The organism is Marinobacter sp., assembly GCF_033722195.1.
In the GTDB taxonomy this organism is placed as follows: Bacteria; Pseudomonadota; Gammaproteobacteria; order Pseudomonadales; family Oleiphilaceae; genus Marinobacter.
The window spans coordinates 1-20,950 of record NZ_JAWVZL010000033.1; the positions used below are offsets into that span (position 1 = coordinate 1).

At 62.1% G+C, this 20,950-nt stretch carries 16 protein-coding genes; 2 read left to right on the forward strand and 14 right to left on the reverse strand.

Annotated features, from left to right (window positions below; translation table 11 throughout):
• Positions 1-349: 349 nt before the first annotated feature.
• The 13 genes from rluF to R3280_RS08310 all read right to left on the reverse strand — a co-directional run bounded on the left by rluF (position 350) and on the right by R3280_RS08310 (position 16,011).
• A complete protein-coding gene (gene rluF / locus R3280_RS08250) occupies positions 350-1,240 on the reverse strand; it encodes a 23S rRNA pseudouridine(2604) synthase RluF (protein WP_318998118.1) in 891 nt (296 codons plus the stop codon).
• 54 nt (positions 1,241-1,294) lie between these two features.
• Positions 1,295-2,182, reverse strand: a complete 888-nt coding sequence (locus R3280_RS08255) for an AEC family transporter (RefSeq protein WP_318998119.1) — start codon at positions 2,180-2,182, stop codon at positions 1,295-1,297.
• A 236-nt stretch (positions 2,183-2,418) separates the two neighbouring features.
• Positions 2,419-3,972 (reverse strand): 2,3-bisphosphoglycerate-independent phosphoglycerate mutase, encoded by a 1,554-nt coding sequence (gpmI, locus tag R3280_RS08260; protein WP_318998120.1) that lies wholly within the window; start codon positions 3,970-3,972, stop codon positions 2,419-2,421.
• A 55-nt stretch (positions 3,973-4,027) separates the two neighbouring features.
• Positions 4,028-4,810, reverse strand: coding sequence for a triose-phosphate isomerase (gene tpiA / locus R3280_RS08265; protein ID WP_318998121.1), 783 nt, complete (start codon positions 4,808-4,810; stop codon positions 4,028-4,030).
• A 17-nt stretch (positions 4,811-4,827) separates the two neighbouring features.
• Positions 4,828-6,135 (reverse strand): phosphopyruvate hydratase, encoded by a 1,308-nt coding sequence (gene eno, locus R3280_RS08270; RefSeq protein WP_318998122.1) that lies wholly within the window; start codon positions 6,133-6,135, stop codon positions 4,828-4,830.
• Positions 6,136-6,334: 199 nt separating this feature from the next.
• Positions 6,335-7,558: an iron-containing alcohol dehydrogenase gene (locus tag R3280_RS08275; protein ID WP_318998123.1), complete on the reverse strand. Its 1,224-nt coding sequence runs from the start codon at positions 7,556-7,558 to the stop codon at positions 6,335-6,337.
• A 51-nt stretch (positions 7,559-7,609) separates the two neighbouring features.
• Positions 7,610-9,616, reverse strand: a complete 2,007-nt coding sequence (locus tag R3280_RS08280; protein WP_318998124.1) for a methyl-accepting chemotaxis protein — start codon at positions 9,614-9,616, stop codon at positions 7,610-7,612.
• 267 nt (positions 9,617-9,883) lie between these two features.
• A complete protein-coding gene (locus tag R3280_RS08285) occupies positions 9,884-11,626 on the reverse strand; it encodes an ABC transporter substrate-binding protein (RefSeq protein WP_318998125.1) in 1,743 nt (580 codons plus the stop codon).
• A gap of 221 nt (positions 11,627-11,847) precedes the next feature.
• Positions 11,848-12,123 carry a DUF2160 domain-containing protein gene (locus R3280_RS08290; protein WP_318998126.1) on the reverse strand — a complete coding sequence of 92 codons (276 nt, stop codon included), beginning with the start codon at positions 12,121-12,123 and terminating at the stop codon, positions 11,848-11,850.
• A gap of 12 nt (positions 12,124-12,135) precedes the next feature.
• The gene (locus R3280_RS08295; protein ID WP_318998127.1) at positions 12,136-12,942 is read right to left on the reverse strand and encodes a carbohydrate ABC transporter permease; all 807 of its coding nucleotides are present in this window, start codon (positions 12,940-12,942) and stop codon (positions 12,136-12,138) included.
• Between the two features lie 10 nt (positions 12,943-12,952).
• Positions 12,953-13,819, reverse strand: a complete 867-nt coding sequence (locus R3280_RS08300) for a sugar ABC transporter permease (protein WP_318998128.1) — start codon at positions 13,817-13,819, stop codon at positions 12,953-12,955.
• Positions 13,816-14,916: an ABC transporter ATP-binding protein gene (locus R3280_RS08305; RefSeq protein WP_318998129.1), complete on the reverse strand. Its 1,101-nt coding sequence runs from the start codon at positions 14,914-14,916 to the stop codon at positions 13,816-13,818. Before R3280_RS08305 ends, R3280_RS08300 begins: the two co-directional genes overlap by 4 nt.
• 6 nt (positions 14,917-14,922) lie before the next feature.
• Complete coding sequence (locus R3280_RS08310; protein ID WP_318998130.1) at positions 14,923-16,011, reverse strand: ABC transporter ATP-binding protein; 1,089 nt, start codon at positions 16,009-16,011, stop codon at positions 14,923-14,925.
• A 337-nt stretch (positions 16,012-16,348) separates the two neighbouring features.
• Here R3280_RS08310 and R3280_RS08315 point away from each other — a divergent pair, with 337 nt between their 5' ends.
• Positions 16,349-18,232 (forward strand): sigma-54-dependent Fis family transcriptional regulator, encoded by a 1,884-nt coding sequence (locus R3280_RS08315; protein ID WP_318998131.1) that lies wholly within the window; start codon positions 16,349-16,351, stop codon positions 18,230-18,232.
• A gap of 45 nt (positions 18,233-18,277) precedes the next feature.
• Here R3280_RS08315 and glpK read toward each other — a convergent pair whose 3' ends face one another.
• Positions 18,278-19,759 carry a glycerol kinase GlpK gene (gene glpK / locus R3280_RS08320; RefSeq protein WP_318998132.1) on the reverse strand — a complete coding sequence of 494 codons (1,482 nt, stop codon included), beginning with the start codon at positions 19,757-19,759 and terminating at the stop codon, positions 18,278-18,280.
• Between the two features lie 218 nt (positions 19,760-19,977).
• Between glpK and R3280_RS08325 the strand changes: the two genes are divergently transcribed.
• Positions 19,978-20,736: a DeoR/GlpR family transcriptional regulator gene (locus tag R3280_RS08325; RefSeq protein WP_318998133.1), complete on the forward strand. Its 759-nt coding sequence runs from the start codon at positions 19,978-19,980 to the stop codon at positions 20,734-20,736.
• Positions 20,737-20,950: the final 214 nt, after the last annotated feature.

The window sequence follows — 20,950 nt, forward strand, 5'->3', positions numbered from 1 at the left end:
ACGGTCGCTTCCTGCACCATTGCGAAGGTCAACATGGATCCTGCCAACACCAGCAACATAATGGGGGGACTTCCTTTTTTATCATTCGTCGAAACCGCCGCCGGGAGGTCCCGGCCGGGCAGTTCCTGCCACCGGCCCGCACTGGCTTTCCCTGGAGCGCATCGCAAATAAAGGTGTGGATCTGGTAACGGCCCCGGTGAACCAGCGTTACATCTTGTTACGGTAAGATACCGGATAAGACAAAGGCCGAAAGATAACTGTGCCTCAAATCCGACGGCGCGAAAGCACGCCTAAGCGCTTGTTTTGAGAACTGGTTCAAGGCGGCCGGTGGGCGGTCGCCGGCGGGTGATCAGCCGCGACGGGCAGGTCCGGAGGAACGGGGACGGGGCTTGCCGGCGCGCTTTGCGCCTGGCCTGGCGGTTACTCCGGAACGGGCTCCGGGCTTGTGTCCCGGCGTCGGGCCGGCCTTACCGGCAGCGCTGCCGGCACGGGTGTCCGCCTTGCTGGAGGTCTTGCGGGAGCCGGCCACGGCGGCCTGGATTGCGGCCATTTCCTGTTCGGTCAGATTGCGCCACTGGCCGGGTTTGAGATTGCCCAGGCCCACCATCATGATGCGGGTGCGGATCAGGCGGGTAACCTCGTAGCCCAGCGCCTCGCACATCCGGCGTATCTGCCGGTTCAGGCCCTGAGTCAAAACGATGCGGAACTGATTGCGGCCGGTCAGGGTGACCTGACAGGGTTTGGTGACCGTGTCCAGAATGGGCACACCGGCGGCCATGCGGTCGGCGAACTCCCGGGTCACCGGCCGGTCCACGGTCACCAGGTATTCCTTGTCGTGGGCGTTTTCAGCCCGCAGGATCTTGTTGACGATGTCGCCGTCACTGGTCAGGAAGATCAGGCCCTCGGAGGGCTTGTCGAGACGGCCAATAGGAAAGATCCGCTCGCTGTGGCCGATGGCATCCACAATGTTGCCGCGGACGTGGCGCTCGGTGGTGCAGGTGATACCCACCGGCTTGTGGTAGGCGATGTAGATCCGGTCAGACTTGTTGCTGGCAGTGGCCTGGATGACACGGCCGTCTACCCGCACCTCGTCACCCGGCCCCACCCTGGTGCCCAGCTCCGCCGGCTGGCCGTTCACGGTAACCCGGTTGTCGGCAATGAGCTTGTCGGCCTCGCGCCGGGAACACAGCCCTGAGTCGCTGATCCACTTGTTCAGGCGTTTGTCGTCACTGGCTGTCAACGGGGCGCTCTCTTGTCCGGTTCATGCGCCCGCTATTTAACCACAGCGCGGGCGTCAGCCATACCCGGCAGCGAATACATAGCCCAGCACCACCGGGATCACCGCCAGGCTGCCCAGGTTACCGATCAGCACCAGGGAAGCCACTTTGTGGGGTTCCTGGCGGTACTGTTCCGCCACTATGTAGTTGAGTACCGCCGGCGGCAGCGCCGCAAACACCCAGAGCGCCGGCCACTGCAAATCCGGCAGGTGCAGCAGGTGCACCATGGGCCAGGCCAGCAACAGGCCGCTGGCGGGGCAGGCGATGGCCCCCAGCAGACCCAGCTTCCAGTCGCTGAAGTCCACATCCAGCATGCGGACCCCCAGCGCGAACAGCATCAACGGAATGCACACCTGGCCCAGCATGTTGAGGGTCTCCAGCAGCCACTGGGGCAGCGGCACACCCGCCAGATTCACTGCCAGGCCGGCAATACTGGCCAGTACGATGGGCAGCCGCAGCAGACGCCAGATCGGCGTGCTGGGGCTGAGCATGTACAGGCCCACCGAGAAATGCAGCAGCATCTCGACGATGAACAGTACGATGGCGGCAGGCAGCGCGGCGTCCCCGAACGCCAGCACCAGCAGCGGAATACCCATGTTGCCGCTGTTGTTGAACATCATCGGGGGCAGGAAGGTCTTGATATCCAGTTTCAGCAGCTTTGCCAACGGCCACAACAGCAAGCCGGAGCCGAGCACCACTACGGTGGCCGCCAGCGCCAGGGAGGCGTAATCCTGAAGCGGGGCTTTCTGGTCCGCCAATACGGCGAACACCAGCATGGGCACGAACAGCTCCATGTTGAGCACGTTCAGGCCCTGGATGTCGGGGGTGCGGAAACGGCCGTACAGGGCACCGGTGCCGGCGATCAGGAATACCGGCAGCATGGTGGCCAGGATCTGTGCAATCATGTTTGATTCCGTGCATCCGGTCCGGCGCCGGGCACGAGTCTCTGCCCTTCCCGACCGCCGACCTTTGTTAGCTTGGTAATAAACCGACAGCTTGCGGCCCCTGCCCGGCAACGTCATTTCGACTTAAGTCGAAGACCGAATGGCCGCACGGAGGCGCCGCCCCCTGAGGGACGGGAGGGCATGGGTTAGGAAGGAGCCGCCAGGGACCGGGCCGGGACAGCCCCGGCCCGACCGGATCAGGCCTGGTTGGGACGAAGCAGGCTGTGGCCGGACATCTCGGTGGGCTGCTCCAGGGGATAGAGCGCCAGCAGCGTGGGCGCGATGTCCCTGAGGCTGCCATTGGCCAGAGTGAAGTCGGCGGCCTTGTCGCTGACGTAGAGCAGCGGCACGGTGCCCAGTGTATGGGCGGTGTGGACCTGGCCACTTTCGGCATCGTACATCTTCTCCACGTTGCCGTGGTCGGCGGTGATCAGGCATTCGGCGCCGGTCTCCAGCACCGCATCCGCCACCTGACCCAGGCACTGATCCACCGCCTCCACCGCCTGGACCGAGGCGTCGAAATTGCCGGTATGACCCACCATGTCGCCATTGGCGTAGTTGCAGACAATCAGGTCAAAGCGCTGGCTGCGAATCGCCTCCACCAGCTTCTCGGTCATCTCCGGCGCACTCATCTCCGGCTGCAGATCGTAGGACGCCACGTCCGGCGATGGCACCAGAATACGCTCTTCATTCGCAAAGGGAGTTTCCTGACCGCCGTTGAAGAAGAAGGTGACGTGGGCATACTTCTCGGTTTCGGCGATCCTCAGCTGGCGCCAGCCCTGCCCGGCTATCACCTCCCCGAGACTGTTGTTCAGATCCTCCGGCGGGAAAGCCACCGGACAGGGAATATCGGCGGCGTATTCGGTCAGGGTCACAAGACGTTCCGTGGGGAGCACAAACGGCCGCTGGAAATGCTCGAACTCCGGCTCCACCAGGGCACGGGTGAGCTGGCGGGCGCGGTCGGGACGGAAGTTCATGAACACCACGCCGTCCTCCGGCTTGAGAGTCGCCGGGGCGTCACCCTCCGCGGCGATCACCGTGGCCTTGACGAACTCATCGTCCTCGTCGCGCTCATAGGCTGCCGCCAGACCGTCCATCGGGGTCTTGGCCCGGAACTGGCCGGCGCCTTCCACCACCAGACGGTAGGCCTGCTCCAGCCGGTCCCAGCGGTTGTCACGGTCCATGGCGAAGTAGCGACCCACCAGGGATACCACGCGGGCGCCGGACTTGCTGGCCAGGCCCGCGCCGAACTCCCGCAGGGTCTCATCGGCGCAGCGCGGTGGCGTATCCCGGCCGTCCAGGAAAGCGTGCACACAGATATGCTCGACGCCCTGGGCGGCGGCCATGCGGCACATGGCTTCGATGTGGCTGGCATGGCTGTGGACACCGCCGGGTGACATCAGCCCCAGCACATGCAGGGTGGCCTTGCGCTCCCGAATGCCCGCCAGCAGCTCCGACAGCACTGCGTTTTTCTGGAAGCTGCCGTCGGCAATGGCGTTGTTGATACGGGTGAAGTTCTGGAACACCGTGCGGCCGGCCCCCAGGTTCATGTGGCCCACCTCGGAATTGCCCATTTGACCGTCCGGCAGGCCAACGGCGCCACCGGAGGTGGCAATCTGGCTGTGGGGGAAACGAGCCCAGAGACTGTCCCACACCGGCTTGCTGGCGGCCGCAATGGCGTTGTGCTCGCTGTCCTCACGGGTTCCCCACCCGTCCAGGATAATCAGGATCTTGGTGCTCTTGTCGGTCATGATGATTCCACTGCCTTGGTTGGTTAGCCTTGCTTGGCGTTCGGTCCGGATGGGATCAGACCGGCTGACAGGCCGCGTCCCGGTGACTCTGCTCCAGTGCGTCACAGATCGCCACGAACGCGCTGGCATCCAGGGATGCGCCGCCCACCAGGCCGCCGTTCACATCCGGCTGCTGGAACAGGCTGGCGGCGTTGTCCGGTTTGACGCTGCCGCCATAGAGCAAGGGCAGCTCCCGGGCGATGTGGGGATCGTGCAGCGCCACCAGCCCGCGGATATGGGCATGCACCTCCTGGGCCTGCTCCGGCGAGGCGGTCTTGCCGGTGCCGATGGCCCAGACCGGCTCGTAAGCCACCACCGCATCCACAAAGCGCGCCACCCCGACGGCGTCGATCACCGCTTCGATCTGGCGGGCCACCACCGCCTCGGTCTGGCCGGCCTCGCGCTCCTCAAGGGTCTCGCCGACACACAGCACCGGCACCAGCCCCGCAGCCTCGATGGCGGCAAACTTGGCGGCCGCGGTGGCATCGTCCTCGCCCATGGCGCGGCGCTCGGAATGGCCCACCAGCACATATTCGCAGCCCAGTTCCCGCAGCATCAGAACACTGACCTCACCGGTCTGGGCGCCAGAGGCGTGCTGGTTGACGTTCTGAGCACCCAGCCAGACCGGCGACCCGATCAGGCGCTGGCCAACCTGGGCCAGATAGGGAAACGGCGGGCACAGGGCCACCCGCGTGCGCCGGTTGACCGCAATGTCCGGCAACAGGTAGGTCAGCAGGGAATAGTTGGCAGCGTAACTGCCGTTCATTTTCCAGTTAGCAATCACCAGGGGCTGAATCATTGTTGTACCTTCCCAGTTTATGGCTTGGCGCCGTGCTGACAGTTGATCGCGGCAATACCGGGGTAGGCCGCACCGCCCTCGAGTTTTTCCTCGATCCGCAGCAGCCGGTTGTACTTGGCTACCCGGTCTGACCGGCAGAGGGAGCCGGTCTTGATCTGGCCGGCACCGGTGGCGACCGCCAGATCGGCAATGGTGGTGTCCTCGGTCTCGCCGGAGCGATGGGAGATCACGGCGGTATAGCCGGCACCCTGGGCCATGCTGATGGCATCGAAGGTTTCACTGAGGGTGCCGATCTGGTTGAACTTGATGAGAATCGAATTGCCGATGCCGCGCTCGATGCCCCGGGACAGGATCCTGGTGTTGGTAACGAACAGGTCATCCCCCACCAACTGCACCTTGTGGCCCAGCTCCCGCGTCAGGTGGGCCCAGCCATCCCAGTCGCTCTCGTCGAGGCCGTCCTCGATGGACACGATGGGATAGCGCTGGATCAGTCCGGACAGGTAGGCCACGAACTCCTCGGAGCTGTAGCGTTTGCCCTCGCCTTTCAGGTGGTAGCCGCCGTCCCGGTAGAATTCGCTGGCGGCACAGTCCAGCGCCAGGGTGACGTCCGAGCCCATGCGGTAGCCGGCATTGGTGACTGCCTCGTTGATGACCTCCAGGGCCTGCTCGTTGGAGTCCAGGTTGGGCGCAAAACCGCCCTCGTCCCCCACGGCGGTGGACAGGCCACGGGCGCTAAGCACTTTCTTGAGGGCATGGAAGATCTCGGCGCCGACCCGCAATGCCTCCGCGAAGCTGGGGGCGCCCACCGGCTGGATCATGAATTCCTGGATGTCGATGTTGTTGTCGGCGTGCTCGCCGCCATTGAGGATGTTCATCATGGGCACCGGCATGGTGTAGCGGCAGGGGCGGCCGAACAGTGCGGCCAGGTGGGCGTACAGAGGCAACTGCTGCGACTTCGCTGCGGCCCTGGCGTTGGCCAGGGAGACCGCCAGGATGGCGTTGGCACCCAGCTCGGTTTTGTTCTCGGAACCATCCAGGGAGATCATCAACTGGTCGATGTTGCGCTGACCCACGGGGTCCTTGCCGATCAGCGCCGGGCCGATACGCTGGTTGATGGCCGCCACCGCTCTCAACACGCCCTTGCCCAGGTAGCGTCGGGCGTCGCCGTCCCGCAGCTCCAGTGCTTCCCGCGAGCCGGTGGAGGCGCCGGATGGGGCGCAACTGGTTGCTACAGTGCCGTCGCTCAGCACCACCTCGGCCTCCACGGTGGGGTTGCCCCGGGAGTCCAGAATCTCTCTTGCCACTACCTGTCTGATCGCATTCATCTTGTTTTTTTAACCTCGGTGCCGGTCGACATCGTCGTTGTTAACTACGGAAAACCCTTATTACTATAATATTCGACATCGAACCTATACAACCCTAAACGAACATTTATGGGGCAAAAATTTACCTTGGCCGATCGTTTTTTGCTTTTTCGAACATTGATAAGAAACACCCGCTGCCGCCGGCATCCGGCCGCTGAGGTCAGAGCCGCTGCCGCAGAATGCTTTCCAGCTCCCTGTCGGTCAGCACCACAGGATTGGTTTTCATACTGTTGCCACCACTGGCGGCCACCAGCCTTGTCAGGTCGCCGGCCCGCACTCCCAGTTCCGACAGCCTGGGCAACTCACACTGGTCGGTCCACTGCTGGAACAGCCCGGCAAGCGCCATGGGGTCCGATGCCGCCGCCCGGGGGTCCTGGCCGGTGAGGATGCCGTAAGCCTCGGCATACTTGGCCAGGGCCGGGTGGTTCTCGCCCCGGCCCTGCAGCAAACGGATGTTCGTTTCAGTACAGGCCGCCAGCATGGTGCCGCAGGCCATGCCGTGGGCAATGCCGAAGAAAGCCCCGAGGGGTGAGGCGAAGCCATGCACCGAGCCCAGGCCGGCCTGCGTCAGGCAGAGCCCGGAGATCATGGCGGCGTAGGCAAGCTGGCTGTGATCCCTCACCGGATGGTCGCGGTTGGGCCTGAACCCCTGTGCAAAGGCCCTGAGGCCGTCACGGGCCAGGGCATCGGTAAAGACGCTGGCCCGAGTGGACACCAGCGACTCCAGCAGCTGTGTGACCGCGTCCAGGGCATTGCCCAGCATCACCCGGGGCGGACAGGTCACCAGCATGTCCGGGTCCACCAGGGCCAGCTTCGGCAACAGCAGATCATTGCGAAACGACTTCTTGAAACCGTCGGGCCCGGTCTCGGTAATCACCGCGTTGCGGGTCAGCTCGCTGCCGGTGCCTGCGGTGGTGGGCACCGCCAGGAACGGCAGCGCCGGGCCACGGTAGTCATGGGGCCGGCCCACGCCTTCGAGAAAGTCCCGCACCGGTCGCCGGTTGGGCAGCAGGCCGGCAATGGCCTTGCCCGCATCCAGAGCGCTGCCGCCGCCGATACCCACCACGCAGTCAATGCCCTCCCGGGCATAGCGCCGCACGATGGTGTCCACCTGCCCCGGACTGGGCTCCCCGCTGATGCGGGCGACCCCGTAGCCGGCCCCGGCGCTCTCCAGTTCCGCTTTCAGCCGCGGCCAGTAGCTACTGTCCAGAAACGAGTGGCCGCCGGTCACGATCAGGAACTCCCGACCGTGATCCAGCATCTGGGGTACCAGCTGTTCGAAGGTGCCGTTGCCAAAGACGATGCGCGGCAGGGCCGCCACGTTGAACGGCGCCACCGGTTCCTGCCGTTCCGTGGCGCCGCCTTCAATGGATGGGAAACTCACTGCCTCTCCTGTTGTCATCGGGTGTGTCACTGTCCGGAGCCGGGCGCGTTCTCAGACCCGGAATCCCTTCATCAGACCCTCGATACGGTCCATCAGGGCATTCAACCGCTTGCCGTTGGCGGCCACGGCCTCGATCTGGCCGAAATTCTCCTGCGCGGCGCCACTGATATCGTTGACGTTGCGGGTCACGCTGGCGGCCACGGTTTCCTGTTCCTGCATGGCGGCGCTGATCTGGTCCGCGGTGTTGCGTATATCCAGCATGGCCTCGGCGACGCTGTCGATTTCGGAGGAGGCCTGCTCGATCAGGGTTCGGGACTCCTTGAGCTGGGTACGGCTCATGTCCATTTCCGACACCGCCTGTTCGGAATCGGTCTGCAGCCGCTCTATCAGGGAACGGATGGTATCGGTGCTCTGGGTGGTCCGGCTGGCCAGCTCCCGCACCTCGTCCGCTACCACCGCAAAGCCGCGGCCGGTCTCGCCGGCCCGGGCCGCCTCGATGGCGGCGTTGAGGGCCAGCAGGTTGGTGCGCCCGGCGATATCCTCGATGGTGAGGATGATGGTGCCGATGTCCTTGCTGGAGGTGGCGAGCTGGTCGACGATGTCGGAAGTTTTCTCCACCTGGCTGTCCAGCTTGGCCACCTTGGCGAGATTCTGCTGCATCAGCGCCTGGCTCTGGGCCACATCGCTTTCGATGGAGGCGGTCAGCTCAAGACTGTGGGTGGTGTTGCCGGAGACTTCATGGATGGCGGTCTCCATTTCCACCATGGCGGTGGCGATGGACGCCAGCTCCTGGTTCTGATGGTTCATGCGCTCCCGAACATCCGCCGACACCTGCTCGTTGCTGCCGGACACCGTGGCCAGCTCGTCCGCTGACAGCCGCAGGTCCTTCAGTACGTTCTGCATGGCACTCACCAGCCGATTGACGGATTCGGTCAGGACCGCAAACTCACCGCTGGCCCTGGCATCCAGCGAGCGGCTGTAGTCACCGCCCGCCATGGCCACCACATGGTCAACCGTCGCCCGTAACGGCCGGCTGATGGTCCGGCCAAGCACCAGCGACACCACCACCCCAATCACCACCACGACCGGCAGCAACACCAGCACCAGTGAACTGGAACGGGCGGCGGCGTCCTTCAGCATGGTGCCGGAGGCCAGGATGAAATCCTCGCTGAAGGACATGATGCCGGTGACGCTTTGATCGATGGTATCCGCCAGTGCAGACACCTGGGCCCGCACCTGCTCGATCTCCGCCAGGCTCTGGCGGTACTGGTAATAGCGACTCACCACGCCCTCCTCGCTATTGATGTTCAGCAGGAAGGCGTCTTTCTGGGCCACCAGCCCTTCCAATTCGGGAATCTCGAAGGCAAGGTCGGCGATGTCTTCATTGAAGTTCTGGCTGTTGTAACGGATCTGCTCCACCTGCTCGGTGAGCGTGGCCGGATCCTGGGTGTTCACCAGGTTCATCAGCAGCAGCTCGACACTGGAGAAGCGGTTGATCAGGGTCACCACCAGGTTGGACAGGTAGATGTCACTGGCGGCCTTGCCCTGGGCCTCCCGGATGATCTCCTGTTTCATCTCCGCCGCCTGCAGCAGGAACTCGGACAGGCCGTTGAGCACCTGCTCCGAAACCGCCAGGCTGGAACTGCGCAGTGCCCGGGAGCGCTCCGCCAGCTGGGCCAGTTCATCGAACCGGGCCCGCAGGGCCTGCATACGGGATTGCAGCGCCTCGCCGCCCTCCACCGACGCCAACTCCCGGGCCAGGGTATCGAGCCTGCCGTCGAGGGTATTGATGTCGGCCTGGATCTGCTGGTAACGGGCCTCGATGGCCTCGGGGTCGGACAGTTCGGAGAGCGAGAGGACCTCACGACTGAGGCGCTGGCTGATGACCGCGATCTCGGCGGCCTGCTGCTGGATGGGGAAAGCATCGTCGGAGATGCCGGTAATGCGGGTCTGGATTCCGTCCATCATCCAGACATTGAGCAGTCCCCAGATGACGATGATGACGCAGAGAAAACCAAAGCCAAGATACAGACGGTGAATTATGGAGAGCCGTGACATAGTCCTACCTCGTTAGCGAAGACTGTGTCCCATTCATCCTTGACGGACGCATTGTTATTGTTGGTGGATCCACTACTGCAACTGCTTTTACTTCAGATCTCTTTGCCCCAAGCCAAAAAGGGCCGGTACGACTTCACAGGAGACAGTTGATCCATCGTTCTGCCGCGGGGGATGGGCAGCCGGCCAAGGCTCTGGAGTAAAAAGGAAAGACACAATGCGGGGGTCACCGTTATCCAATGCTCCACGATGACCCCCAGGGTTCAGGCCTTAGTTGGCCTGCTCCCACTTCTTCAACAGCTCTTTGTAGGCAACGGTCTGGCCTTGCGGCTTCTCGTTCGCGAGCTTGGCTTTCGGAGCGCCCGGCTGATCCAGCCAGTAGGATGCTTCACGCGGCTCGTTCAGCTTCGGACCACAGGTATCCATGACGTTGGCGCGCTCGAGACGCATCATGACCTTGTCCTGGGCTTCCGCCAGACCGTCCAGGGCTTCCTGCGGAGTGGCTTCGCCACTGGCTGCCTGGGCGATGTACTGCCACCACAGCTGAGCAAGCTTCGGATAGTCTGGCACGTTGGTACCGGTGGGTGACCACTGGACACGGGCCGGGCTACGGTAGAACTCCACCAGACCACCGAGCTTGGGCGCGGCTTCGGTCATGGCTTGCGAGTTGATGTCGGAGTTGCGGATCGGCGTCAGGCCAACCAGGGTCTTCTTCAGGGAAACGGTCTTGGACACGGTGAACTGTGCGTACAGCCACGCGGCCAGACGACGCTCTTTGGGAGTGGACTTCATGAAGGTCCAGGAGCCCACGTCCTGATAACCCAGCTTCATGCCCTCTTCCCAGTAAGGACCGTGGGGAGACGGTGCCATGCGCCACTTGGGCGTGCCGTCTTCGTTGACCACCGGCAGGCCTTCCTTGGTCATGCTGGAAGTGAAGGCGGTGTACCAGAAGATCTGCTGGGCGATGTTGCCCTGGGCGGGCACCGGGCCGGCTTCGGAGAAGGTCATGCCACTGGCCTCAGGCGGCGCATACTTGTTCAGCCAGTCCACGTACTTAGCGGTAGCGTAAACCGCAGCCGGGCCGTTGGTGGCACCGCCGCGGGCAACGCTTGAACCCACCGGGCGGCAATCGTCAACGCGAATGCCCCACTCGTCCACAGGCAGGCCGTTGGGCAGGCCCTTGTCGCCGGCACCGGCCATGGAGAACCAGGCGTCGGTGAAGCGCCAGCCCAGGGAGGGGTCTTTCTTGCCGTAGTCCATGTGGCCATAGACGCGCTCACCGTCGATCTCCTTCACATGGACCGTGAAGAATTCGGCGATGTCCTCGTACGCGGACCAGTTGACCGGCACACCCAGCTCATAACCGTAGATGTCCTGGAACTGCTTCTTGAGATCCTCACGCTCGAACCAGTCGGCGCGGAACCAGTAGAGGTTGGCAAACTGCTGGTCGGGCAGCTGGTACAGCGTACCGTCAGGCGCGGTCACGAACTCCAGACCGATAAAGTCATCCAGGTCCAGGGTCGGCAGGGTGAAGTCCTTGCCTTCACCGTCGATGAGTTCCTGCACCGGGAACGCCTTGCCATAGCGGAAGTGCGTACCGATCAGGTCGGAGTCATTGACGTAGGCATCGTAGATGTTGCGGCCGGACTGCATCTGGGTCTGCAGCTTCTCGATGACGTCGCCTTCCTGGATCAGGTTGTGGTTGACCTTGATCCCGGTAATCTCGGTGAAGGCCTTGGCGAGGACGTTGGCTTCGTATTCATGGGTCGCGATGGTTTCTGAAACCACGTTGATTTCCATGCCGCGCATGGACTCGGCAGCATCAGTGAACCACTGCATTTCCTTGAGCTGCTCTTCCTGGCTCAGCGTCGACACATCAAACTCTTCCGAAACCCACTTCTTCGCCGCATCGGAGTACTGGTCGGCATAAGCCTGAAGGCTCAGACCCATACTCGCGGCACCGATCGCGGTGCTCAGCAGTAGCGCTTTCGGATACTTGTTGTTTTTAAACATACCCAACCTCGTTTGTATTGTTAGAGTTCGGGATGACGAAGGGTCCTTGGGGGACCTTACGCCCATCCGTCTCGCCTGACCGTAGGTCTACCGGCCAGGTGACAGGTCGAAAACGCGCTGTGATCGTTTTCGACCATATTCACAACATTAGTTCGATTACGAACAAACATCAACCATAAATTTGCGCTAATTGACGTTTTATTTCGAACCTCCTTTTCTGTTTAGCCCCAACGCAGCAAAACCGCCAGCCACACCACTGAAATCCCGAGCGCGATATAGAGACTGGCCTCGGTCAGGCCCAGGAACAGCAGGTGAATGTAGGCGGCGGAGAGCAGTCCGATAAACAGCCGGTCGCCCCTTGTGGTGGCAATCGGCAGGAAGCCCTTGCGCTCGACACAGGGTGACACCACCTCATACACCGTCATCACCAGCAGGATCGAGGCGATGGTTGCGAAGAAAATCGCCGTTGGTACAGTCCAGTTCATCCAGGCAATCATTCGGAATCTCCTTTATACACGGCCGAGGGCGAAACCGGTCGCCACGTGGTTGCGAACGAACCAGACCACCAGCAGGCCCGGAATGATGGTCAGTACGCCGGCTGCCGCCAGCACACCCCAGTCGATGCCGCTGGCCCCCACCGTGCGTGTCATGATGGCGCCGATGGGCTGGGCGTCCACCGAGGTCAGCGTCCGGGCCAGCAGCAGCTCCACCCACGAGAACATGAAGGCGAAGAAGGCGGCGACGCCGATCCCCGAGCGGATCATCGGGATGAAGATCTTGATGAAGAAACGCGGAAAGCTGTAGCCATCGATGTAGGCCATCTCGTCGTACTCCTTGGGCACACCGGAGATGAAGCCTTCCAGGATCCACACCGCCAGCGGCACGTTGAACAGACAATGCGCCAGGGCCACCGCGATGTGGGTATCGAACAGGCCGATGGACGAATACAGCTGGAAAAACGGCAGCAGGAAGACCGCCGGCGGTGCCATCCGGTTACTCAGCAGCCAGAAGAACAGGTGCTTGTCACCGACGAACTTGTAGCGGCTGAAGGCGTAGGCGGCCGGCAGTGCCACCACCAGGGTGATCACCACGTTGATGGAGACATAGGTCATGGAGTTCACGTAGCCCATGTACCAGCTCGGATCACTGAAGATCTTGGCGTAGTTGGCGAAGGTGAACTCCTGGGGGAAAAAGGTCAGCCCCCCCAGGATCTCCTGGTTGGTCTTGAACGACATGTTCAGCAGCCAGTAGATCGGCAGCATCAGGAACAGGATGTAGAAGGTAATGCCAAACCCTTTGCGTTTGTTGTAGGTCATGTCAGGGTCCTCACTTCTGCTTGTCGAGGTGCGTGATGGCGGTAAAGAACAGCCAGGACACCAGCAACACAATCAGGAAATAGATCAGGGAGAAGGCAGCCGCCCGGCCGATATCGAACTGGCCGATTGCCATGGTGGTCAGGGTCTGGCTCAGGAAGGTGGTTGAGCTTCCAGGGCCGCCACCGGTCAGCACGAACGGCTCGGTGTAGATCATGAAGCTGTCCATGAAGCGCAGCAGCACCGCGATCACCAGTACGCTCTTCAGACGCGGCAGCTGGATATAGCGGAACACCGCCCACTTGGAGGCCCGGTCGATTTCCGCAGCCTGGTAGAAAGCTTCAGGGATGGCCCGCAGACCGGAGTAGCACAGCAGCGCCACCAGCGGCGTCCAGTGCCAGACATCCATCAGCAGGACGGTGAACCAGGCATCCACGGTGCTCCGGGTATAGTTGTAGTCCACACCCAGCTGGTTCAGGCCCCAGCCGAACAGGCCGATGTCGCCCCGACCAAAGATCTGCCAGATGGTGCCCACCACGTTCCAGGGAATCAGCAGCGGAATGGCCAGCAGGATCAGACACAATGACGCCTTCCGCCCACCGGTGGGCATCATCAGGGCGATACCGATGCCCAGGGGAATCTGGATCGCCAGGACGGCACCGGAGAACAGGAACTGGCGCCCCAGGGACTCCTGCAGGCGGTCGTTGTGGAGGATCTCCCGGAACCAGTCATCGCCCACGAAATAGGCACTGCCGGGTCCAAAGATATCCTGGACCGAGTAGTTCACCACGGTCATCAGCGGAATCAGCGCCGAGAAGGCCACCAGTATGAAGACCGGCAGGACCAGCCACCAGGCACGGTTATCAGCTATCTTGTTCATTCTGCCTGCTCCTCTACCAGGTATTCGTCGACATAAAGCTTCAGCCACTGCCGCGGGAAGGCGACGTGGACGGTGTTGCCGTCAATCTGGTGATCCTCGTCCACCCGGGCCTTCAGGGTCCGGCTGCCCAGCGTCAGGGTCAGGATCTTGTAGGTTCCCAGGTCCTCGACATCCCTTACGCCGCACTCGAAGGTGTCATCGGAGGCCTGGTTGGCCACCGAGACAAACTCCGGTCGGATACCCAGCTTGATGTTGCTGGAGCCCAGGCCATCGATGCGCTGGCACAGACTGTCACTCAGGGGCACGGTGATGTCGTCGAAGGTCACGCCACCGTCACAGCGGGCCACCTCCACCAGGTTCATGCCGGGACTGCCGATGAAGAAGCCCACGAACGTGTGATTGGGCGACTCGAACAGTTCACGGGGGGTGCCGAACTGGACGATCGCGCCGCCATACATCACCGCGATCTTGTCGGCGAAAGTGGACGCTTCCAGCTGGTCGTGGGTGACATAGACCATGGTGATGTTGAACTGCTCGTGGATCTGCTTGAGCTTGCGGCGCAGCTTCCATTTCAGTTGCGGGTCGATCACCGTCAGGGGCTCGTCGAACAGGATGGCCGAGACATCGTCCCGAACCAGCCCCCGACCCATGGAGACTTTCTGCTTCTCGTCCGCGGTCAGGCCCTTGGCCTTTTTGTGCAGCACCGGCTCAAGCTCCAGGATGGCGGCGATTTCCTCCACCTTGGCCTTGATCTTGGGCTTGGCGATGCCGGCATTCTTGAGGGGAAACGCCAGGTTGTCATACACCGTCATGGAGTCGTAGATCACCGGGAACTGGAACACCTGGGCGATGTTGCGATCCTTCGGAGACAGTTCGTTGACCCGGACGTTGTCGAACAGGACATCACCCTCGGAGGGCTGCAGCAGTCCCGAGATGATGTTCAGCATGGTGCTCTTGCCGCAGCCGGAAGGACCCAGCAGGGCGTAGGCACCACCTTTGTGCCAGACATGGCTCATCTGGCGGATGGCGTAGTCATCGGGCCCGGTCGGGTTCTTGCTGTAACTGTGGGCCAGTGATTTTAATTGTATTTCGGCCATGGCAACTCACTCCTTCGACGAATGGTACGGGGCATGGACGAGATCGCCGTCCGGCCCGAACACGAACAGTTTGCTGATGGGCAGGTAAACCTTGATCGGGGTGTCCGACTTGTATTCGTGGACCCCCATCAGCTGAAGCACCATATCGAAGTGCTCGTTGTGCACGTGCATGAAGGTCTCCGAGCCGCTGATTTCAGCCAGCTCGACGTTCATGGGCAGCTCCAGGTCGTCATCGTTCTGGGGCACCAGGCTGATGTGGCTGGGGCGGATGCCGAACTGGTAGTCGCCGGGGCGAAGCTTCGAAAGCTCCTTGGTCAGCGGGTGATGGACGTAATCATCGAAGGTGATCTCGGTCTCCGTCACCCGACCCTGGATCAGGTTGATGGGCGGTTCGCTGAACAGTTCTGCTGCCGTCACGTTGGTGGGCTGACGATAGACCGAGGTGACCGGCCCGGACTGGATGATCCGGCCCTCGTGCAGCAGGGTGGTGACACCGCCGAGTGCGAGCGCCTCATTGGCCTCGGTGGTGGCGTAGACGGCAATGCAGTTGCGTTCCTTGAACAGTTCCCGCAACTCGGTGCGCAGCTCTTCCCGGAGCTTGTAGTCCAGATTCACCAGGGGCTCGTCAAACAGTACCAGGGTGGCGTCCTTGACCAGGGCCCGGGCCATGGCCGTGCGCTGCTGCTGACCGCCGGACAGCTCCAGCGGATAGCGCTGGAGCAGCGGTTCGATCTGCAGCATGGCTGCGGTTTCCTGGACCCGGCGCTTGATCTCCGAATCCGCCATCTTGGCCAGACGCAGGGGCGAGGCGATGTTTTCCCAGACCGTCAGGTTGGGGTAGTTGATGAACTGCTGATAGATCATCGAAATGTTGCGGCGCTGGACGGATTCGCTGGTGACATCCCGTCCGTCCACCAGCACACGGCCGGTGTCGGGCTTGTCGAGGCCCGCCATCAAACGCATCAGGCTGGTTTTGCCGGCCAGGGTCCTGCCCAGCAACACATTGAACGATCCGGCCTCGAACGTGATGTTGGCGTCGTCGATGTGGGGCACACCGTCGACCACACGGGAGGCGTTTTCGAGTGTTAACGACATAGGTTTGGTCCTTGTTTTTATTCTGGACATTTTGCCCGCCGGTCGGGACGACGTTGCCCGGACCGGCTGTCATAGCAAGTTCGATTGCGAATGCGACAAGGCAATGAACATACCAATTTGTAGGCAGAAACCCGTAAAAAACGCCAAGTCCATAAAATACCAAAAATTATTTTTGTCATTTTGAATATCGTGAGCGCTCGCAATGTTCGCTTTCGAATTATCCTGATCACCCTGAACATTGACATGACCGAACTTTGAACATACTAATGAACAGCGTTTTGAACATTTTCCGGCGGCAGTGAACCCGACTGAAACAGAAACGAAAAGGACGCCCGGCGTGAACAGCCTGAACAAGAACAACGAGTTCGTAGACGTGATTGCCGCTTCCTGGGCCCGGTGCCGGGGCTACGGCCTCAGCCACTCCAGCCAGCCGGTACTGAACCCGGTCAGCTCCTCGGAGCTGGAGCTGCTGCGGGAGCAGAACCGGGAGCTGCTGGAGACCACGGAGCGGGAGGTGCTGCCCTATTACGAAAACATCCTGGCCAACAGCAAATGCCTGATTCTGCTGACCGACCATAACGGCGCCATTCTCAACAACTGGGGTGACCAGCGCTTCGTGGAGTCCGCCCGCAAACCCCTGTTCCAGGGCGGTACCACCTGGCTGGAGCAGACCCACGGCACCAACGCCATCGGCACCGCCATTGCCTGTGGCCACGCGGTACAGGTCCAGCGTAACGAGCACTACCTGAGGTCCAACCGCTTCATGATCGGCTCCGCCGCGCCCATCCTGGACGAGCGCCAGACCCTGGTGGGCGTGCTCAACGTCTCCAGCGACGCCTACCTGCCCCAGGCCCATACCCTGGGCATGGTGAGACTGATGTCCCAGTCGGTGGAAAACCGCCTGCTGATCCGCCGCTATGGCGCCGGGCACTTCCTGCTGACGTTCAACACCAACGCCGACAACCTGGACAGTCAGTGGTCCGGCATCCTGGCGTTCAACGACAGCAACCGGGTGGTGGCCGCCAATCGCCGGGCCCGCCAGATGCTGGACCTGGATCCGGAGGGGCAGGCCCCGGGCGAGCTGTTCGACCTGGGCCAGCAGGACCTGCGGCAGCAAACGGACCTCACCCAGCTGCCACTGCGGAGCCTGGCCGGACGGCAGTTCCACGGCCAGGTGAAGCGCCCTACCCGGCCCGCGCCGGTGGCAGCGGTGGCCAGCGACACCGAGGCGGACACCGGGCCGGAATCCGGGTTTCGCTTCAGTGATCTGGAGTTCGGCGAGCCCCGCATCCAGCGCTGCATACAGCAGGCCAGCCGGGTGGTGGACCGGGATATTCCCATCCTGATCCATGGTGAAACGGGGGTCGGCAAGGAGGTTTTCGTGAAGGCCCTGCATAGGGCCAGCGAGCGGCGCCAGCGGCCCATGGTGGCGGTCAACTGCGCCGCCATACCAGCGGAGCTGGTGGAGTCGGAGCTTTTCGGTTATGAGAAAGGCGCCTTTACCGGGGCCAGCAGCCGCGGTGCCATCGGCCTGGTGCGCAAAGCCCATCAGGGCATGCTGTTCCTGGACGAGATCGGGGAAATGCCGCTCAGCGCCCAGGCGCGCCTGCTGCGGGTACTACAGGAACGGGAGGTGATGCCGCTGGGCTCCTCCGAATCCTATCCGGTGGACATCCGGCTGGTGTCCGCCACCAATCAGTCGCTGCGGAGCAAAGTGGAGTCCGGCCAGTTCCGGCGCGACCTCTACTACCGGGTCAGCGGCCTCAACCTGGAGCTGCCACCGCTGCGGGAACGTACCGACCGGCGCGAACTTTGCCGCCGGCTCTACGAGCGGTATCGCGAACCCCACCATCATCAGTCCCTGCCGGACGACATCCTGGATCTGTTCGAGCGTCACCGCTGGCCCGGCAACATCCGCCAGCTCATCAACGTGCTGCAGGTGGCCCTGGCCATGGCGGACTCCGACACCATTGCCATGTGGCACCTGCCGGATGACTTCATCCAGGACCTGCAGGACATCCAGAGCGAGCAGCAGCCGGTGCTGGCAGAGCGTCCCACACTGGTGGCCGGTACCGATCTGGACATAACCGCGGGCGACGACACCGACACCCTGCTGACGGTTTACAAACACTACAAGGGCAATGTGTCCCGGACCGCCCGGCATCTCGGCTACAGTCGCAACACCGTGTACAAGCGGTTACGGGAAATCGGGGTGCGCTAGCGGCCGGCCGCGGCACTTCGCCCCGGCCGACCTCAGCGGCTGCGATCAGCTGCTCTGCAGACGGTTGACCGCGGCCACCCAACCCTCATAGAAGCCGTCACGGCGTTCCTTGGTCATGGTGGGGGTGAAGCGGCGGTCGCACTTCCAGAGCGCCTCGATGGTTTCCAGGGAGTCGTAGACGCCGGCCTTCAGACCGGCCAGATAGGCCACACCCAGGGCGGTGGTCTCGATGGTTTCGGGCCTGTCCACGGTAGCGCCGAGAATGTCCGCCAGGAACTGCAGTACCCAGTTGTTGGCCACCATGCCGCCGTCCACCCTCAGTGCCACCGGCCGCAGGCCATCCTGTTCCATCGCTTTCTGCAGGTCCTTGGTCTGGTAGCACACGGACTGCAGGCCGGCGGTCACGATTTCCTTGATACCGGTGTCCCGGGTCAGGCCGAAGATGGCGCCGCGGGCCTTGGGATCCCAGTAAGGCGCACCGAGACCGGTGAACGCCGGCAGCAGATAGACCCCGTGATCCAGCGAGGTCTGCTCCGCCAGCGGCTCGCACTCGTCCGCCATCTTGATCAGCTTGAGTCCGTCCCGCAGCCACTGGATGGTCGCTCCGGCGATGAAGATACTGCCCTCAAGGGCATAGGTGGGCTTGCCATTGAGCCGGTAGGCGACGGTGGTGAGCAGACGGTGCTCGGACCTGAGGGCCTCGCTGCCGGTGTTGAGCATCAGGAAACAGCCGGTGCCGTAGGTGCTCTTGGCCATGCCCTGATGGAAGCAGGTCTGGCCGAACAGCGCCGCCTGCTGGTCGCCGGCCACGCCGTATACCGGCACTTCGCTGCCCAGCAGCTCGGGCCGGATGACACCAAAATCGTCGGAGGAGTCCTTGACCTCCGGCAGCAATGCCCGGGGAATATTGAACAGCTCCAGCAGCTCGCTGTCCCATTCCTGGGTATGAATGTTGAAGATCAGGGTGCGGGAGGCGTTGGTGGCGTCGGTGCAGTGGGACTTACCGCCGGTGAGCCGCCACAGCAGGAAGCTGTCCACGGTGCCGAACGCCAGCTCACCCCCCTCGGCCCGTTCCTGGCTGCCGGGTACCTGGTCCAGGATCCAGCGGATCTTGGTGGCCGAGAAATAGGGGTCCACCAGCAGGCCGGTCTTCTCGGTGATCAGCGGTTCCAGACCCTGGTCCTTGATGGACTGGCAGTAGGGGGCGGTGCGGCGGTCCTGCCAGACGATGGCGTTGTGAATGGGCTCGCCGGTCTTGCGGTCCCAGATGATGGTGGTCTCGCGCTGGTTGGTGATGCCGGCAGCCGCCAGATCGGAGGCCTTCAGGCCACTCTGTTCCAACACCTTGCGGCAGCTGTCCACCACGGAGGTCCAGATGGTTTCCGGATCATGCTCCACCCAACCGCTGTTGGGGTAATGTTGGGTGAATTCCTGCTGGCTGACGGCGTGGATCTGGCCGTCCTGGGTGAAGACGATGGCCCGGGAACTGGTGGTGCCCTGATCGATCGCGAGTAGGTACTGAGTCATGATTCGCTCCTGACAGTTGCTGTTCTTATTTTTTCGTATTTTTACTATTTTGATGAAGCAAGCCAAGGAAAAATTTCGCTTTTGATGAAAGAAGCGTCATTAATCCCAACGATTACCGGCCCGCTCTTGACTTCAAACCGGTTAAAATATTTCATGGCTCACGTAATTAACTGTTTTTTGCCGAATAATTCCAATAGCGACACAACAGGGGCTTAGCCATGGCACAAAGACATCGGCAGGACTTGATTATGGACCTGATCCAGAAGAACGGGTTCGTAACCACCGAGCAGCTGGTTGAGCATTTCCAGGTCACACCCCAGACCATCCGCCGGGATCTCAACCAGCTCGCCCAGCAGAGCCGTGTCAGGCGGCATCATGGCGGCGCCGGTATCGACTCCAGCACGGTCAACACCGCCTACCAGACTCGCAAGATCATGGAGCTGGAGGCCAAGGAGAAAATTGCCGAAAGCCTGGTGCGGATCATCCCCGACAACGCGTCCCTGTTCATCAACATCGGCACCACGACCGAAACCATCGCACGGGCCCTGCTGAACCACAACAATCTGCGGGTGGTTACCAACAACCTCCACGTGGCCTCGATCCTGGCGGCGCGGGAGGACTTCAACATCATCATCGCCGGCGGCGAGGTGCGTAACCGTGACGGCGGCATTGTCGGGGAAGCCACCCGGGACTTCATCAACCAGTTCAAGATGGATTTCGGCGTCATCGGCATCAGCGGCATCCACAGCGACGGCTCCCTGCTGGATTTCGATTACCGGGAAGTTCGGGTGGCCCAGACCATCATCGCCAATTCCCAGCAGGTGCTGCTGGCCGCCGACCATTCCAAGTTCGGACGCAACGCCATGGTACGCCTCGGTGACATTACCCAGGCCGACCATTTCTTCACCGACCAGCAGCCTCCGGCCGAGATTCGTCAGATGCTTCGGGAAAACGACGTCGAACTGCACGTTGTCTGAAACCGTCATCCCCACCCTGATTCTCTCCCTCTGACCGGAACGGCTGCCGTTCCGGTTTCCGTTTATCCGCCATCACCGCTTTTCCGCCATCACCGCAGCGGCGGGCGCCAAACCACCCACACGACTGCCCTGCTGATCCAGCGGCCAAGGCCAAACATTTTCGCGGTTACTCGGATCCGGGTCACAGTCTAACCTATTTTTCTTCAAATATGTT

Excerpts from the sequence above, each read along its gene's own strand:
- R3280_RS08290 (WP_318998126.1), bottom strand. The coding sequence starts at position 12,123 with ATGATTGCCTGGATGAACTGGACTGTACCAACGGCGATTTTCTTCGCA.
- R3280_RS08280 (WP_318998124.1), bottom strand. The coding sequence starts at position 9,616 with ATGTCACGGCTCTCCATAATTCACCGTCTGTATCTTGGCTTTGGTTTT.
- glpK (WP_318998132.1), bottom strand. The coding sequence starts at position 19,759 with ATGACTCAGTACCTACTCGCGATCGATCAGGGCACCACCAGTTCCCGG.
- R3280_RS08285 (WP_318998125.1), bottom strand. The coding sequence starts at position 11,626 with ATGTTTAAAAACAACAAGTATCCGAAAGCGCTACTGCTGAGCACCGCG.
- R3280_RS08305 (WP_318998129.1), bottom strand. The coding sequence starts at position 14,916 with ATGGCCGAAATACAATTAAAATCACTGGCCCACAGTTACAGCAAGAAC.
- R3280_RS08310 (WP_318998130.1), bottom strand. The coding sequence starts at position 16,011 with ATGTCGTTAACACTCGAAAACGCCTCCCGTGTGGTCGACGGTGTGCCC.
- gpmI (WP_318998120.1), bottom strand. The coding sequence starts at position 3,972 with ATGACCGACAAGAGCACCAAGATCCTGATTATCCTGGACGGGTGGGGA.
- eno (WP_318998122.1), bottom strand. The coding sequence starts at position 6,135 with ATGAATGCGATCAGACAGGTAGTGGCAAGAGAGATTCTGGACTCCCGG.
- R3280_RS08300 (WP_318998128.1), bottom strand. The coding sequence starts at position 13,819 with ATGAACAAGATAGCTGATAACCGTGCCTGGTGGCTGGTCCTGCCGGTC.
- tpiA (WP_318998121.1), bottom strand. The coding sequence starts at position 4,810 with ATGATTCAGCCCCTGGTGATTGCTAACTGGAAAATGAACGGCAGTTAC.
- R3280_RS08255 (WP_318998119.1), bottom strand. The coding sequence starts at position 2,182 with ATGATTGCACAGATCCTGGCCACCATGCTGCCGGTATTCCTGATCGCC.
- R3280_RS08325 (WP_318998133.1), top strand. The coding sequence starts at position 19,978 with ATGGCACAAAGACATCGGCAGGACTTGATTATGGACCTGATCCAGAAG.
- R3280_RS08295 (WP_318998127.1), bottom strand. The coding sequence starts at position 12,942 with ATGACCTACAACAAACGCAAAGGGTTTGGCATTACCTTCTACATCCTG.